This is a genomic window from Mesorhizobium sp. WSM4849 (assembly GCF_055811385.1).
In genome coordinates this window covers 60,040-75,819 of the sequence record NZ_JBVVPW010000022.1, presented here as the reverse complement: position 1 = coordinate 75,819, position 15,780 = coordinate 60,040, and the positions used below count along the sequence as shown (strand labels likewise).

At 63.3% G+C, this 15,780-nt stretch carries 14 protein-coding genes and 1 pseudogene; 10 read left to right on the top strand and 5 right to left on the bottom strand.

The window, feature by feature from the left end; all coding sequences use genetic code 11:
* The first annotated feature begins 79 nt into the window (after positions 1-79).
* Positions 80-973, top strand: coding sequence for a DMT family transporter (locus AC0L3L_RS23650; protein ID WP_473639259.1), 894 nt, complete (start codon positions 80-82; stop codon positions 971-973).
* A gap of 186 nt (positions 974-1,159) precedes the next feature.
* On the opposite strand, the gene mutL is transcribed toward AC0L3L_RS23650, so the two are convergent.
* Both mutL and AC0L3L_RS23640 read right to left on the bottom strand, forming a co-directional pair.
* Positions 1,160-3,049, bottom strand: coding sequence for a DNA mismatch repair endonuclease MutL (gene mutL / locus AC0L3L_RS23645; protein ID WP_473639258.1), 1,890 nt, complete (start codon positions 3,047-3,049; stop codon positions 1,160-1,162).
* Between the two features lie 80 nt (positions 3,050-3,129).
* Positions 3,130-4,032 (bottom strand): LysR family transcriptional regulator, encoded by a 903-nt coding sequence (locus tag AC0L3L_RS23640; protein WP_473639257.1) that lies wholly within the window; start codon positions 4,030-4,032, stop codon positions 3,130-3,132.
* Positions 4,033-4,136: 104 nt separating this feature from the next.
* Between AC0L3L_RS23640 and AC0L3L_RS23635 the strand changes: the two genes are divergently transcribed.
* The gene (locus AC0L3L_RS23635) at positions 4,137-5,126 is read left to right on the top strand and encodes a zinc-dependent alcohol dehydrogenase family protein (RefSeq protein WP_473639256.1); all 990 of its coding nucleotides are present in this window, start codon (positions 4,137-4,139) and stop codon (positions 5,124-5,126) included.
* 21 nt (positions 5,127-5,147) lie between these two features.
* Here AC0L3L_RS23635 and AC0L3L_RS23630 read toward each other — a convergent pair whose 3' ends face one another.
* On the bottom strand, positions 5,148-6,056 hold the full coding sequence (locus AC0L3L_RS23630) for a LysR substrate-binding domain-containing protein (RefSeq protein WP_473639255.1): 909 nt from the start codon (positions 6,054-6,056) through the stop codon (positions 5,148-5,150).
* Positions 6,057-6,148: 92 nt separating this feature from the next.
* Between AC0L3L_RS23630 and AC0L3L_RS23625 the strand changes: the two genes are divergently transcribed.
* From AC0L3L_RS23625 to AC0L3L_RS23605, 5 genes are all read left to right on the top strand, one after another.
* Positions 6,149-7,699, top strand: a complete 1,551-nt coding sequence (locus AC0L3L_RS23625; RefSeq protein ID WP_473639254.1) for a trimethylamine methyltransferase family protein — start codon at positions 6,149-6,151, stop codon at positions 7,697-7,699.
* A gap of 43 nt (positions 7,700-7,742) precedes the next feature.
* Positions 7,743-9,392: an ABC transporter substrate-binding protein gene (locus AC0L3L_RS23620; protein ID WP_473639253.1), complete on the top strand. Its 1,650-nt coding sequence runs from the start codon at positions 7,743-7,745 to the stop codon at positions 9,390-9,392.
* 117 nt (positions 9,393-9,509) lie between these two features.
* A complete protein-coding gene (locus tag AC0L3L_RS23615; protein ID WP_473639252.1) occupies positions 9,510-9,989 on the top strand; it encodes a DUF3828 domain-containing protein in 480 nt (159 codons plus the stop codon).
* A gap of 4 nt (positions 9,990-9,993) precedes the next feature.
* Positions 9,994-10,524 (top strand): hypothetical protein, encoded by a 531-nt coding sequence (locus tag AC0L3L_RS23610; RefSeq protein ID WP_473639251.1) that lies wholly within the window; start codon positions 9,994-9,996, stop codon positions 10,522-10,524.
* 6 nt (positions 10,525-10,530) lie between these two features.
* Positions 10,531-11,715, top strand: a complete 1,185-nt coding sequence (locus AC0L3L_RS23605; RefSeq protein ID WP_473639250.1) for a mandelate racemase/muconate lactonizing enzyme family protein — start codon at positions 10,531-10,533, stop codon at positions 11,713-11,715.
* A 29-nt stretch (positions 11,716-11,744) separates the two neighbouring features.
* Here AC0L3L_RS23605 and queF read toward each other — a convergent pair whose 3' ends face one another.
* Positions 11,745-12,206: a preQ(1) synthase gene (gene queF, locus AC0L3L_RS23600; RefSeq protein ID WP_123151602.1), complete on the bottom strand. Its 462-nt coding sequence runs from the start codon at positions 12,204-12,206 to the stop codon at positions 11,745-11,747.
* A gap of 125 nt (positions 12,207-12,331) precedes the next feature.
* On the opposite strand from queF, the gene AC0L3L_RS23595 reads away from it, so the two are divergent.
* Positions 12,332-14,377 (top strand): oxidoreductase, encoded by a 2,046-nt coding sequence (locus AC0L3L_RS23595; protein WP_473528812.1) that lies wholly within the window; start codon positions 12,332-12,334, stop codon positions 14,375-14,377.
* A 149-nt stretch (positions 14,378-14,526) separates the two neighbouring features.
* On the opposite strand, the gene AC0L3L_RS23590 is transcribed toward AC0L3L_RS23595, so the two are convergent.
* Positions 14,527-14,934, bottom strand: a complete 408-nt coding sequence (locus AC0L3L_RS23590; protein WP_473489321.1) for a hypothetical protein — start codon at positions 14,932-14,934, stop codon at positions 14,527-14,529.
* 116 nt (positions 14,935-15,050) lie between these two features.
* Here AC0L3L_RS23590 and AC0L3L_RS23585 point away from each other — a divergent pair, with 116 nt between their 5' ends.
* Together AC0L3L_RS23585 and AC0L3L_RS23580 are read left to right on the top strand one after the other, a co-directional pair.
* The gene (locus AC0L3L_RS23585; RefSeq protein WP_473489322.1) at positions 15,051-15,476 is read left to right on the top strand and encodes a MarR family winged helix-turn-helix transcriptional regulator; all 426 of its coding nucleotides are present in this window, start codon (positions 15,051-15,053) and stop codon (positions 15,474-15,476) included.
* A 39-nt stretch (positions 15,477-15,515) separates the two neighbouring features.
* Positions 15,516-15,743: pseudogene (locus tag AC0L3L_RS23580) on the top strand (PIN domain-containing protein); the annotation flags it as partial.
* Between the last annotated feature and the right edge of the window lie 37 nt (positions 15,744-15,780).

Below are 15,780 nucleotides of genomic sequence, written 5' to 3'. Positions count from 1 at the left end.
ACCCTCGATTTGGTCGTTTGTCAACCGATCAGGAAAGGCGTTTTGTGTGTTTGAGGACATGAAACGCGGGAATAATGATATGAACGCCTGTACCGGCACGTTGAATACGACACAGCGGATAGATACCACGGCGGCCATTGCGGTGGCGCTGACAGTGGTCGGCTGGGCCTCCGCCTTCCCGGCGATCCGCGCCGGCCTCGTCGCTTTCGGACCGCTGGAACTCGGCGCGCTGCGCTTCGCCATCGCCGCGGTGCCGGCGGCGATCTTCCTCGCCGTCAAGCGGCCGGCGCTGCCCCGGCTCGATGAATTCTGGCGCTTTGCCTTCGGCGGCGCCGTCTTCGTTGCGCTGTACACGGCAATGCTCAATTTCGGCGAACTGACCGTTTCGGCGGGTGCTGCCGGCTTCATCATCAACGTCAGCCCGATCTTCACCGCGATCATGGCGATGGCGCTGCTCGGCGAACGCTTCTCAGGCCTCGCCTGGGCTGGAACGTTCCTGTCCTTCGCCGGCATCGGCATCATCGCCATGGGCGAGGGACAAGGGTTGTATTTCGACAATGGTGCGCTGCTGGTCCTCGGCTCGGCGCTGTGCTCGGCCGTCAACACCATCGTGCAAAAGCCGTTGTTTGCCAGCCATCATCCGCTGACCATTTCGGCCTCGAACATGGTGCTCGGCGCGCTCTGCCTGTTGCCTTTCCTGCCGAGCGGCCTGGCGCAGGCGGCGGTTGCCGACAACGCCGGTCTCGGCGCCGTCGTCTTTCTCGGCATCGTGCCGAGCCTCATCGCCTACGCCGCCTGGGCGACAGCGCTTTCGCGGCTGCCGGCGGCGCGCGCCTCGAACTTCCTCTATCTGGTTTCGCCTGTGGCGACGCTGATCGGCTTCTTCTGGCTGGGCGAGGTGCCGACGCTGCTCGGCATTCTCGGTGGCGCACTGGCGCTGGGCGGCGTGATCGTGGTGAATTTGAAGAGGTAAATCAGAGGGTGGGCCGTCTCTTGACTCGAAAAGAGCCGCTATACAGCGGCTCTTTTCGGACCCCCACCCCGCTGCTCCGCAGCGACCCTCCCCTCCTCGCGAGACGTCCGCGGCCAAGCTCCCTACCTCCCCCTTGTGGGGAGGTCGGACCGAAGGTCCGGGTGGGGGTCTGCGCCCTGCGCCTCCTTACCGCCTGCCAAACAGCCGCTCGATATCAGCAAGCTTGAGCTCGATATAGGTCGGGCGGCCGTGGTTGCAGGTGCCGGACCCCGGCGTCGCTTCCATCTGGCGCAGCAGTGCGTTCATCTCCTCTGCCTTCAGCAGGCGGCCGGAACGCACCGAGCCGTGGCAGGCCATGGTCGCGGCTATCCTGTCCAGCCGCTCTTTCAGCGTGTCGACCGTGTCGTTGTCGGCGATCTCGTCGGCAAGGTCGCGCACCAACTGCTGGACATTGGTTTCGCCGAGCATCGACGGCGTCTCGCGCACGGCGATAGCACCCGGGCCGAAACGCTCTATGCCGAGGCCGAAGCGAGCCAGCGTTTCGGAATGCAAGGCAAGCCGCTCGGCGTCCTCTTCCGGCAGATCGACGATCTCGGGCAAAAGCAGCATCTGCGACGGCACGGCGCGCGCATGCAGCGCGTTCTTCAGCGCCTCGTAGACCAGCCGCTCATGCGCCGCATGCTGGTCTACGATGACCAGCGAATCCCTGGTCTGCGCGACAATGTAGTTCTCATGCACCTGCGCGCGTGCGGCACCCAGCGCCATGCCGAGCAGCGTTTCCGCCGCCTCAGTCTGTCCGGCACGCGCGTCGGCGCTGTGAAGCGGTCCGGCGTCGAACGCCACCTGATCGTTTTCGCCGAAGCCGCCGTTTCCTGGTTCCGTGTCCTGAAGTCCCCCGCCTTCCAAGCCCATGTCCAGCGGCCGCTGCGGCGAGCGGGCCGGATCGAAACCGGCGAAGCCGGAGGCACGGTAGGCCGCCTCATAGCTGCGATGGCCGTTGGCTGGACCGGCATGGGCATAGGACGCTGCGCCCGGCCGGAACGCCGCCATCATGCCGGCCGCCCCTGATGTGGCGGCACGGATGCCGGCATTGGCGAGCGCCTCGCGGATGGCGCCGACGATCAGCCCGCGCACCAGCCCCGGATCGCGGAAGCGGACGTCGGCCTTAGCCGGATGGACATTGACGTCAACGATGGCCGGATCGAGCGTCAGGAACAGCACCGTCACCGCATGCCTGTCGCGCGGCAGCACGTCGGCGAAGGCGCCGCGGATGGCGCCGGCAATCAATTTGTCGCGCACCGGCCGGCCGTTGACATAGGCGTATTGCTGCAGCGCATTGGCGCGGCTGAAGGACGGGATCGAGACGTGGCCGGCGAGATGCACACCGTCACGCACGGCGTCGATAGCGATGGCATTGGCCGGAAAGTCGGCGCCCATCACTTGCGCAACGCGGCGCAGCCGGCCTTCCGCACTGTCGTCGGTCGCCGGCAGTTCAAGCGTCGAGCGGTCGGAACCGGCCAGCGTGAAGCGCACGGCGGGGAAGGCGATGGCGATGCGCTTGATCACGTCGCTGGTCGCCGAGCTTTCGGCGCGCTCGCCCTTCATGAATTTGAGCCGCGCCGGCGTGGCGAAGAACAGGTCGCGCACCTCGACCGTTGTGCCGCGATTGGCGGCCGCCGGCTTGACGGCAGATACGCGGCCGCCTTCGATGCCGATCTCGGCGGCGCTGTCGCCCGACGCCGTGCGCGAGCGGATCGACAGCCGCGCCACTGAGCCGATCGACGGCAGCGCCTCGCCGCGAAAGCCGAGCGAGCGGATGTCGTGGATGTTGTCCGCGAGCTTCGAGGTGCAGTGCCGCGCGATCGCCAGCGCCAGTTCCTTCTCCGGGATGCCCGAGCCGTCATCGGTGACGCGGATCAGGTTGAGCCCGCCGCCGGCGGTGACGATCTCTATTCTGGCAGCACCGGCGTCGAGCGCGTTCTCGACCAGTTCCTTGACCACGCTTGCCGGACGCTCGATGACTTCGCCGGCGGCGATCTGGTTGATCATCGTTTCGGAAAGCTGGCGGATAGGCATGGGGGTACTATACGCGGATTCGTCGCCCATGCGGGAGGGGCGAATTCAGGAATCCGCGCCGCTCACCGTGCTCCTGCATTTCACGTCATCAGCCTGGGCAGTGCCGCTGCCAGCGCGTCGACGGCAAGGCGAACCTTCAGCGGTAAGTGAGGCGTCTGCAGCCAGAGCGCATAGGCGTCGTAAAGAAATCCCGGCTGGTCAGATAACAGCGGGACAAGTGCGCCGGCCTGAATGCGCTCACGGACCAGCCAGTATGGCAGCCAGGCAAGCCCCATGCCGGCTGCCGCAGCATCGGCAATCGCAGCGAGGTCGTCGAACCGCAACCGGCTGACCGGCATGACTTCCAGCGCAGGCTGGCCGCTGCGCGGAAACAGCCATGGCTGAACGGCACGCCCGGAACGGCGGTAGATGATCGCGTGATGGCTGCCGAGGTCATCTATCTCCTGCGGCTGGCCGTGCCTGTCGAGATAGGATGGCGACGCGCAGACGACCATGCGCTGGCGCGCGACGCGACGCGCCATCACGCCGGCCTGATCCTCCAGATTGCCGGTCCGGATGGCAAGATCGCAGCCATCCTCTGCAAGATCGGCGATGGGATCGCTGAACGACAGGTCGAGTTCCAGAGCGGGATATCGCTGCGCAAGCTCCAGCAGGATCGGGGCAACGCAGCGCCGGCCGAAGTGCACGGGCATGATGACGCGCAGCTTTCCGCGTGGTTCGGAAAGTTGATCGGCCGCGAGTGCATCCGCAGCTTCGGCTTCAGCGAGTACCATCCGGCAGCGCTCATAGTAGGCGCGCCCGAAGTCGGTCAGGCTCTGGCGGCGTGTGGTCCGGTTGATGAGGCGCACGCCCAGACGCTCCTCGAGAAACCGGACATGCTTGCCGACCATCGGTCCGGACAGGTCGAGAGCGGCAGCAGTCGCCGCGAACGAGCCGAGATCGACGGTTTTGACGAACACGCCCATGCTCGTAAGGCGATCCATATTCAAAACTCCCAGTTTCTACTGTCTTGCCCAATCAACCATTTATCTGCCGGATGGCCGCTGGCATAGCGTATTCGGTTCAAATATTTTGGAGTTATGACCGCATGGCACGTGTTGTTCGCTTTCATGAGCATGGTGGTCCCGAGGTTCTGCGCATCGAGAATCTCGATATTCCCGCGCTCGGTCGGGGCGAGATTCAGATCCGGGTCAAGGCACTGGGTCTCAACCGGGCCGAGGCGCTGCTGCGTTCGGGCACTTATATCCAGACGCCGCCGTTGCCTTCCGGTCTTGGCCTTGAGGCAGCGGGTGTCGTCGAAGCGGTCGGCGTAGCCATGCGCGGTTTTGCGCCAGGTGACGCCGTCAGCGTCGTGCCGCCATTATCGATGGCCCGCTGGCCCGCCTATGGTGAGATTGCCACATATCCCGCCGAGCTCGTGGTCAAGCACCCGCCATCGCTTAGCTGGGAAGAGGCGGCAGCCGTCTGGATGCAATATCTCACCGCCTATGGCGCACTGATCGACATTGCCAAGCTCAGCAGAGACGACTTTGTCGTCATCACCGCGGCATCGAGCAGTGTCGGACTTGCCGCGATCCAGATTGCCAATATCGTTGGTGCGACCGTGATCGCGGTCACGCGGACATCTGCCAAGAGAGAGGCCCTGCTCAAGTTCGGCGCGGCCCATGTCGTCGCTTCAGCGGACGAAGATCTGGAAGCCCGGCTGAAGGAAATCGCCAGTCCGGACAACATCCGAGTGGTGTTCGACGCGGTCGGCGGCCCGATTTTCGAGCCTCTGACGGCGGCGATGGCACGGGGTGGCATTCTCATCGAATATGGCGGCTTGAGCCCCGAGCCGACGCCGTTCCCGCTGTTCGCTGTGCTGGCCAAGACGCTGACGCTGCGCGGCTATCTCGTCCACGAGATCACTGACGATCCGGTGAAGTTGGAAGCTGCCAAGGCGTTCATCCTCGACGGATTGATGTCAGGTTCGCTAAAGCCGGCAATCGCCAAAACCTTTCCATTCGAGCAGATCGTCGAAGCGCATCGCTTTCTCGAGTCGAACGAGCAATTCGGCAAGATCGTCGTGACGGTTTGACCGGGTATTATTGGGATGGCCTCACGCCTGCGCGGCTAGCCAGTCCCGCACCTTACGGGCATTGTCGCTGAGCTCGCGGTTTCTCGACCAGATGACATGAAAGCCCTTGCCGGTCTTCATCGTGTGGCCGGTCGCACGCACCAGCAGGCCCGACGCCAGCAGCCGCTCGGCCAGGTGCCGCCAGCCAAGCGCGATGCCTTGCCCCTCCATGACCGCCTGGATCACCAATGCGTAGTCGTTGATGCGCAAGCCCCGCCCGGCGTCAGCCTCCTTCAGACTGGCCCCGGCTGACGCGAACCACTCCTCCCAGCTGGCAGCCTCGCGAAACGGCTCCTCAAGATGGATGAGGCGATGTGACGCCAATTCCGCGACGGTTTCCGGCAGCCCGAACCGTGCCACATAGCTCACGCCGGCGACGGGGAATATCTCCTCGTCGGCCAGTGGCAGTGAATGATAGTCCGGCCATTCCCGGGGCTCGCCACCGCGCACAGCGAGCGGGATGCCCTCGGCGATGATGTCGAGATCGCGGTCGGCGGTCTGGATGCGCAGGTCAATGCCCGGCAGTTCGTCGCGGAACTGCTGCAGACGCGGCATCATCCAGAAGGAGCCGAAAGCGGTCGACGCGGCAAGCGTCACATGGCCGCCGGTCGCCTGTAGGCGCAAATCCTCCGCCGATTTGCGGATGTGCGACAGGCCAAGCGAGACGTCGGCGTGAAAGCGGTCACCGGCTTCGGTCAGGCTGACCTGACGATGCCGGCGCTGGAAGAGTTTCGCGCCGAGCTGCTCTTCAAGCCCGCGGATCGCATAAGACACGGCAGCCTGCGTCATGCCAAGCTCTCGCCCGGCGGCGGTAAAACTCGACAGCCGCCCGGCGGCTTCGAAAACGATCAGGCTGCCGGCGGACGGCAGCAGGCGGCGCAGGCTTCGCATAAGCTGAACTTATACAAGAGATCAGGATTTTCCAGCGTCACAGCTGTATTTTGTCTCGCTAAGTTGACTGGCTCTGGGGGGATGGAGTTGCCATGAACGTACCGGCCGCTGAAGTGACCGAACACGCCAACCGCCGAAGTGGCGGCCGCCTGGGGCGCAAGGCGCTGCGGGGAACTCCCATGGCGTCGTTTCCGACCCTGGTCCGTAAGATCCCGGTATATCAGATGGTGCCGGACGAGGCGGTGGAACTGATCCACCAGGAGTCGCTCTCCATCCTCGAAGAGGTGGGATGCGAGTTCCGCGACGACGAGGCCATTGCAATGTGGAAGGCGGCGGGAGCCGAAGTCTCGGACACAAGAGTCCGGATCGACCGTGCCCTCCTGATGGAGCTCGTATCGAAGGTCCCGTCGGAGTTTACGCTCAATGCGAGGAATCCACAGCGTTCGGTGCGCGTGGGCGGAAACAACTCCATCTTCGTGCCGATGTACGGGGCGCCTTACGTGCGCGACCTCGACAACGTCAGGCGCTATGGCACGCTGGCCGACCTGCAGAATTTCCACAAGCTCGCCTACATGGCCCCGGCGCTGCATTCGTCGAGCTCGATCATCTGCGAGCCGATGGAAATCCCGGTCCCGAAGCGTCACCTCCACATCATCCATTCAGCGCTGAAGCATTCCGACAAGCCGTTCATGGGCATCGTGACGTCCAAGGATCGAGCCGAAGACACGATGGCGATGGCAGGCATCGTTTTCGGCGAGGACTATGTCCGTGACAACCCTGTCCTGGTGGCGATCACCAACTGCAATTCGCCGCTCGTGTGGGATGCCACCATGTTGGACGCGATGAAGATCTATGCGCGCCACAACCAGCCACTGATCCTTGCGCCCTTCGCTCTCTGCGGCGCCTCGACTTCCGCCTCTGCCGTGGGAGCGGTCGCTCAGGTCAATGCGGAAGCGCTGGCGGGCGTCGCGTTCACACAGCTGCTGCGTCCGGGTTCGCCGCAGATCTACGGACAGTTCATGGTCACGGTGGACATGAAGACCGGTGCACCGATGGGCGGCACGCCTGAGGCGGCCCAGATGATGTATCTGATGGGGGCGCTGGCGCGGAAATACCGGCTGCCGTGGCGCACGTCGGGCTTCCATGTCGGATCGAAGCTGAATGACGCCCAGGCGGGCTACGAGGCGAACATGCTGATGCATGCCGCCATCCTCGCCGGCGCCAACTACATCTGGCACTCCGCCGGATGGCTCGAGGCCGGCCTGACCTGCGGCTATTCAAAATTTGCGACGGACTGCGAACAGCTTGTCGGCTGGTACAAATATGCAGGCGGCCTGCCGTTCGACGATTTCAAGGAAGCGATGGCGGCGATCCGCGAGGTGGGGCCGCAGGGCCACTTCCTCGGCACCCAGCACACGCTTGAACATTTCGAGTCCGCCTTCTTCATGCCGAGCATCATGGACTTCAATTCGTACGAACAGTGGAAGGCCGAAGGGGCAAAGGACCACGACACGCGCGGCCGCGAGAAAGCGCGCAACATGCTGGCGGACTATGAGGAGCCGAAGCTCGATGAGGGCATCGCCGATGGTCTCGAAGATTTGATCGCGCTGCGCGAGGAGAAGCTGCCCGACAGCGTTAGTTAATAGGACAGGCGAAGACCTGACGGGAACCAGACGGGAGGAAAAAATGGCACTCTTCAGAAGCAACGGTGATCGCGTGCCGAATGCGATCGAGGCGATGGCGGCAGCGACGCGTGCAGGTCGGATGGACCGGCGCGAGTTTCTGGCGCTGGCGAGCGCCTTCGGGGCATCGACTGCGCTTGCCTACGGTATGATCGGCCTCGCCGTGCCGGAACGGGCGTTGGCCGAAGAGCCGAAGAAAGGCGGAACGCTGCACGTGTCGATGTCGGTGAAGGCGCAGAAGGATCCGCGCACCTACGACTGGGTGGAGATGGCAAACATCACCCGCACCTGGCTCGAACCGCTTGTCCGCTATACGCGCGAATTCACATTCGAGCCGGTCCTGCTCGAGAGCTGGGACGTCAACGACGACGCCACCGAATATGTGCTGCATGTGCGCAAGGGCATCACCTGGAACAACGGCGACGCTTTCAACGCCGATGATGTCGTCTACAATCTGACACGCTGGTGCGAGAAGGATGCCGCCGGCAATTCAATGGCCGCGCGCGTCGGTGCGCTGATCGACACAAAGACCGGCAAGGCCAGGGAGGGATCGATCACCAAGGTCGACGACAATACGGTCAAGCTGAAGCTGAACGAACCTGATATCTCGCTGATCCCGAACTTCACCGACTATCCGGCGCTCGTCGTCCATCGCAAATTCGACGCCGACGGCGCCGATCCGATCGCCAAGCCGATTGGCACCGGGCCTTTCGAACTTGTGTCTTATTCGGTCGGCGAGAAAGCGGTCGTCAAGCGTCGTGAGAATGGCAAGTGGTGGGGCGGTGAAGCGCCGCTCGACAGTGTCGAATTCATCGACTACGGCACCGACTTCAATGCTTCGGTGAATGCCTTCGAATCGGGCGAAATCGACGTCAATTTCGAGACACCCGCCGACTTCATCGACATCCTCGACCAGATGGATCTGGTGAAATCGGAGGTCGCGACAGCGACGACGCTCGTTGCCCGGACCAACATCACGCACAAACCTTATGACGACCAAAAGGTCCGCAACGCGCTGCAGATGGCCGTCGACAACAATGCGGTGCTCGAACTTGGCTACGCCGGGCGGGGCACCCCAGGTGAAAACCACCATGTCAGCCCGATCCATCCGGAATATTTTCCGCTGCCTAAGAAGACACGCGACGCGGCGGGCGCCAAGGCGCTGATGGCCGAGGCCGGACAGGCCGACTTCGAGCATGAACTGATCACCGTCGAGGACGATTGGCAAAGGAACACCGGCGACGCGATTGCCGGGCAGCTGCGCGATGCCGGGATCAAGGTGAAGCGCACGGTGCTGCCGGGGTCGACCTTCTGGAACGACTGGACGAAATATCCCTATTCCATGACCATCTGGTACATGCGCCCGCTCGGCGTTCAGGTGTTGGCGCTCGGCTATCGCACCGGCGAGGCCTGGAATGAGACGGCGTATTCGAATCCCGATTTCGACGCCAAGCTCAAGCAGGCTCTCTCGCTGATCGACGTGGAGAAGCGCCGCGAGGTCATGAAGGACGTCGAGCAGATCCTGCAGGATTCGGGCGTCATCATTCAGCCGTTCTGGCAGAAGCTGTACAGCCACATGAACAAGAAGGTGAAGAATTACGCTGTCCACCAGACTTTCGAGATGGATCTCCAGAACGTCTGGCTGGACGCCTGAGTGAACGCCCAAGGGCGCCTGAGTTAACGCCCAAAGGGATTTCATGGGCTGCAAAAGCCGGGATGCAGGATTCGTGGTATTGATCGGTTCCCACCACGAAAGCCTGGAGATTATCGGATGAGACTGACTGTGCTTGCCGTCGCCCTCTCGATCGCAGCGCCTGCGGCCGCCCTGGCCGGGCCGGCATCCAACGCGGTGAAGTTCTTCTACATGCCCGAGGTCAAGTTCGAGGCCGACGCGAAATACCGCGACCGTTTCACCGAGCCGGTGACCAAGCTGTTCGACCTCAACGACCAGGCGCAGAAGAACAAGCCGGATGAGGTGCCTTGCATCGATTTCGCCCCCGGTCTCGACGCGCAGGACTATGACGAGAAGACAGTCGCCAAGACGCTGCGGCTGTCTGAAGCGGTGGATGGCGACAGCGCCAGCGTGACGGTGACCTTCAACCTTTTCCCGGAAGGCGAGGATTCCAAACGCGAAATGGTCTGGTCGCTGAAGAAGATCGACGGCAAATGGAAGATCGCCGACATTACCTCGAAGAGCAGCGGCTGGACGCTGAGTGCGCTCGAATGCCTGGCTGGCCAGACTCCGGAGTGATGCCATGGCCCGCGCCCTGGCCCTGGCGACTGTGTGCCTGCTGGCGGCGGGGTTGAGCAGCACCGCCGCTCAAGGCCTGATCGGCGCGCCGCCCGCAAATGCGCCGGCCGCGTCCCTGCCGACTGATGAGGCCCCGGCCGCCCCGGTGCAGCCGGGCTCGCCAACGGCGGTGGTGAAACCGTTCTACGAGCATGTCGGGCTTGAGCTCGATCCGGCAGAGCGTAGTCACTTCGCCGATCCCGCGAAGTCGGTGCTCGACAAGAGCGATGCGCTGCGGAAATCAGGGCAGGGCGAGTGTCTCGATCCCAACATGGCGCTCGACAATGCGGCGTATGACAGGGCCGAGATCGACAAGAGCCTGAAGACCATTGAAGCGGTCAAGGGCGACGAAGCCAAGGTCGTCGTCGCCTTCGTCGTCGCTGGCAATCCGCACCGGCTGGAGTGGAAATTCAGGAAGGTCGACGGCGATTGGAAGATCACGGACCTTCTGTCGGTGACCGGCGAATGGGCGCTCAGTCAGTATCAGTGCGAGTGAGAACCGATGAAGATCACCAACATCCGCGTCACCCATGTCAATGTTCCGTTAGACGCCCCATTCTGGTGGACGGCCGGGCTTTATCTCGGCGCCTCGAAGTCGATCATAGAGGTCGAGACGGACGAAGGCGTGGTCGGACTGGGCGAGGCGCCTTGGTGGCATTTCGGCGAGGTGATCAAGGCCGAGATCGCGCCGGCGCTGATCGGCGCCGATCCGCTCGACATCGCCGACTGCGAGGCGCGCTGCGTGCCGCCCTGGCAGATCACCGCCAACACCGGCGAGAATGCCGCCTCGGTGGCGTTCGGCGCCGTCGAACTGGCGCTGTGGGACATCAGAGGCAAGGTCTTCGGCATGCCGCTCTACAAAGTCCTCGGCGGCGCCGTGCGCAAGGACATTCCGTTTTCGGAATATTTCTCGTTTCGCGCCGCGCAGGGCGGAACGGGTGGCGAGATGACGTCCGAAGCGATCGTCGAGTACTGCCTGAAGATGCGCGAGGAGCATGGCTCGACCATCTTCGAGGGCAAGCTGATCATGGGCGATCCCGAACTCGAGATCAGGACCGTGCGCATGCTGCGCGAGGCGCTTGGCGACAAGGCGCAGATCAGACTCGATTCCAACATGCAGTGGTCGCTGACCACCGCGCGCTGGGTGCTGCGCGAAATCGAGCCGTTCAACATCCGCAATTACGAGGATCCGGTCGCGACCTTCGAGGAAATGGCGGCGCTGCGCCAGCATTCGCGCATTCCGTTCTCCACGCATATCCCGGATCTCAGACGGGCGGTCGCGCTCGGCGCGCCGGATTACTTCGTCTGCAATTTTGCAGCCCTCGGCGGCTTGTCGAAAACCCTGAAATTCATCGCCGCCTGCGAAGCGATGGGCAAGGGGTTTTGGTGCTACTCGAACGATCTCGGCATCATGACATCGGCCTATCTGCATGTCGTGGCGGCGACGCCGTGGATTACCGAAGCATCGCAATCGCTGTTTCGCTGGCAGATCGGTGACGTCATCAAGGACGGTCCTTTCCGGCAGACCGGCAACACGGCGCGTGTGCCGGAGGGCAACGGACTTGGCGTCGAACTTGACCCCGCTGCAATGAAGCGCTGGGCGGGGCACTTCGCCGAACACGGGCCGATGGGCCATTTCAGCGACCCGAACAATCCCGGACGCTACCGGCGGCTGCCGCTCAACTGATGCAACGTGCGTTCCTTAGAAACTCAGGCTCACCCGCGCCCGCGATAGGGCGCAACACCGGTGTCGGGCAGCCATGCGCCTTCCGGCGGCGCGCCGGTCTGCCAGAACACGTCGATCGGAATGCCGCCGCGCGGATACCAATAGCCGCCTATGCGCAACCACAGTGGTTTGGTCGCGGCGATGATGCGGCGGCCGATCATGACGGTGCACTCTTCATGGAAGGCGCCATGGTTGCGAAACGAGGTCATGAACAGCTTCAGCGACTTCGATTCCACCAGCAGCGTGTCGGGTGCATAGTCGATTACGATATGGGCGAAGTCCGGCTGGCCGGTGACCGGACAGAGCGAGGTGAATTCCGGGCAGGTGAAGCGAACGATGGCCGGCGGCCCGTCGCCGCGCGAAAACGGCACGGTTTCCAGGACTGCCGCTTCAGGGCTCTGTGGCGCCTCGACGTTGGTGCCGAGCTGGGTAAGGTTTTTCGTATCGGTCATGGGCGGGTTCCTTACTGCATGTCGCCCAAAAGCCTGCCCACGGGCCTGACCCGCGCGGTTTTGGGATACGACATGCGCAAAACAAAAATTTGCCGCTCATTAGCACAATTTGAAACAGGAAGACGATGACCACTAACGATCCGCTTCTCCAGCCCTATCAGCTCAAACATTTGACGCTGAAGAACCGGGTCATGTCGACCAGTCACGAGCCGGCCTATTCCGAGGACGGCATGCCGAAGGAACGCTACCGGCTCTACCACGCCGAAAAGGCCAAAGGCGGCATGGCGCTGACCATGACAGCCGGCTCGGCGATCGTCTCGCGCGACAGCCCGGCCGCATTCGGCAATCTGCATGTCTATGACGACCGCATCGTGCCCTGGCTCACCGAACTCGCCGATGCCTGCCACGAGCATGACTGCAAGGTGATGATCCAGATCACCCATCTCGGCCGCCGCACTGGCTGGAACAAGGCCGACTGGCTGCCGGTGCTGTCCGCGTCGCCGGTGCGCGAACCGGCGCATCGCGCCTTCCCGAAGACGATCGAGGACTGGGACATCGAGCGCATCGTCGCCGACTATGCCGCCGCCGCCCAGCGCTGCCAGGCCGCCGGCCTCGACGGCATCGAGTTCGAGGCCTATGGCCACCTGATGGACGGTTTCTGGTCGCCGGCCACCAACCAGCGCGACGACGATTTCGGCGGCACGCTCGACAACCGCTTGCGCTTCACCGGCATGGTGCTCGATGCGGTGCGGGCGGCGGTCGGCCAAAAGTTCGTCGTCGGTATTCGCATGGTCGCCGACGAGGATTTCGAAAAAGGCCTTTCGAAACAGGAAGGCGTGGAGATCGCCAGGAGGCTGGCCGGCTCCGGCAAGGTCGACTTCCTCAACATCATCCGCGGCTCGATCGAAACCGATGCCGCGCTGACCAAGGTCATCCCGGTGACCGGCATGCGCTCGTCGCCGCATCTCGACTTCGCCGGCGAGGTGAGGGCGGCGACGAAATTCCCGACCTTCCATGCGGCGCGGATTGCCGATGTCGCCACCGCGCGTCACGCCATCGCCACCGGCAAGCTCGACATGGTCGGCATGACCCGCGCCCACATGGCCGATCCGCATATCATCCGGAAGGTGATGGAGGGCCGCGAGCACGAAATCCGCCCTTGCGTCGGCGCCACTTACTGCCTCGACCGCATCTATGAGGGCGGCGAGGCGCTGTGCATCCACAATGCGGCAACCGGCCGCGAGGCTGATATTCCGCACATCATCTCGAGAACCGAGGGACCGAAGCGAAACGTGGTCGTTGTCGGCGCTGGGGCCGGCGGTCTGGAGGCGGCGCGTGTCGCGGCCGAGCGCGGTCACAAGGTGACGGTGCTGGAAGCGTCGAGCCAGGCCGGCGGGCAGGTGCGGCTGGCGACGCAAAACCCGCGCCGCAAGGAGTTGATCGGCATTATCGACTGGCGGCTGGCCGAACTCGGCCGGCTCGGCGTCGATATCCGCTATGACATCTGGGCGGAGAAGGACGATGTTCTGGCGCTGTCGCCCGACGTGGTGGTTGTCGCCACCGGCGGCCTGCCGCAGAACCCGCCGCTGGTGGCGGGCGACAATCTCGTCACTTCGAGCTGGGAGATCATGGCCGGCAGCATCAAGCCGGCCGAACACGTGCTGCTCTATGACGACAATGGCGGCCATCAGGGCATGGGTGCGGCCGAATTGATCGCCAATAGCGGTGCAAAGCTTGAGCTGGTTTCGCCCGAACGCTTCTTCGCCCCGGAAATGGGCGGCATGAACCACGTGCCCTATATGCGCGCCTTCCAGGAAAAGGGCGTCACCATCACCATCAACACGCGGCTGCGTTCGGTGCGGCGCGAGGGCAATCAACTGGTTGCGGAGCTCAGCTCCGACTTCGCTGACGGCTGGCGCGGCGAGCGGCGGGTCGATCAGGTGGTGGTCGAGCACGGCACGCTGCCGCTCGATGATCTCTATCTCGCACTGAAACCGCTGTCGAAGAACGGCGGCGCGGTCGATTACGAGCGGCTGGTCAATGGCGGCGACATTTTTCCGGCGCGCAATCCGCAAGGCGGTTTCGTGCTTTTCCGCATCGGCGATGCGGTAGCCTCTCGCAACATCCACGCAGCAGTCTATGACGGCATCAGGTTCGGATTGCGGATCTGAAGATCACTTCGGATTGATTGGTGGCGCGCAGCCGAACCTCCGCACGGAGAGCCATCAGGCACGTCGGTCCGATCTGCGCGCCGCGCACGCTGTCGGCTTGCCGCCAGACACCGTACGATCTCTTGAACCGTGATTGCGGCAGGCCCCACTCAGAACATCCTGGCGGTAGCCATACAAAGTATGGTGATGACCAGCAGCCCACCAGCGATGCGTTCGCCCCTTGTCATTTTCGCGCGCAACTGCATTTCCGTCGCCGCGTCAGTGCCGGCAAGCCGCCTGCTGGCAGAGCCGACCAGCGCGCCCTGAATACCGGCGGCAACCAGCGCCGTCGCGATACCCAGGGCCAGAATGATTTCCATCGAACCGAAATAGCCGCTGTGGAAGAAATGCCAGAGCAGAGCGCCGGTCAGGAAAACCATGCCGGCCGCACCCATTTGCGGCCGGAAAAACCGTTCGATCCGAATCTCCGGATCGCGGGCGACCGCGATGGTCGTTCCAGCCCAGAACACACCGGCCATGACGTGAAGGCCGAGGACGACGATGTAGACATATTGCATGACCGCATTTTCTCCTTTCCCACCGCTTTCCATAGGATTAGATATCGAATGATTAGATGTCAATGTAAAGTCAAGGGCCAGTTCCATCGGCCTTTCCCTTGCTCTAGTGTCGGATCATGACGCTTTTTGACCGCCCGCCAGTCGGGATGAATCTCGCCCGCACCGCAAAGCTTGTCGCACAGGCCTTCGACTCCGCCTTGGTCGAGGCTGGCGGCACGCTGCCGGTCTGGGTCACTCTGTTGTCGATCAAGTCGCGCGAACTGGCCAACCAGCGCGAGCTCGCCGGCATGATCGGAATCCAAGGCGCGACGCTGACCCACCATCTGAACGCGATGGAGACGCAAGGCCTGCTGACCCGGCGCCGCGATCCGGAAAACCGCCGGGTCCATCAGGTCGAGCTGACCGAAGTGGGAGAGGCGCTGTTCCTGAAATTGCGCACGGCAGCACTCGCCTTCGACAAGCGGCTGCGGACCGGGTTGTCCGACGAGAGGCTGGCGGAGTTCGCGGAAGTCCTGGCGGCGCTGCGGGCGAATGTCGATTGATCCCAAACTGCCGAACGCATTGTTTCAGTGGCCCAAGGAAAGAGGGTTCTTCCCTTCGATTTGCGCGCCGCACATGCCGCCGGGTCCATCCGTGATCAGGCAAGGGCGCATCGGCCAGGGTTCGAAGACATAGCGATCGCCGCTACGGGCGAGGTCCACGGTTTGACGATACTGACGGACAACGAGCGTCATTTTGCACCGCTCGGGGTGCCGATGCTCAATCCGCTGAAGAATTTGCCGCCATTGCGACAGTCGGCGGCACCTTAGCCGGACTTACCCGTCAGGCCGCCATTTCCGAAGCGGC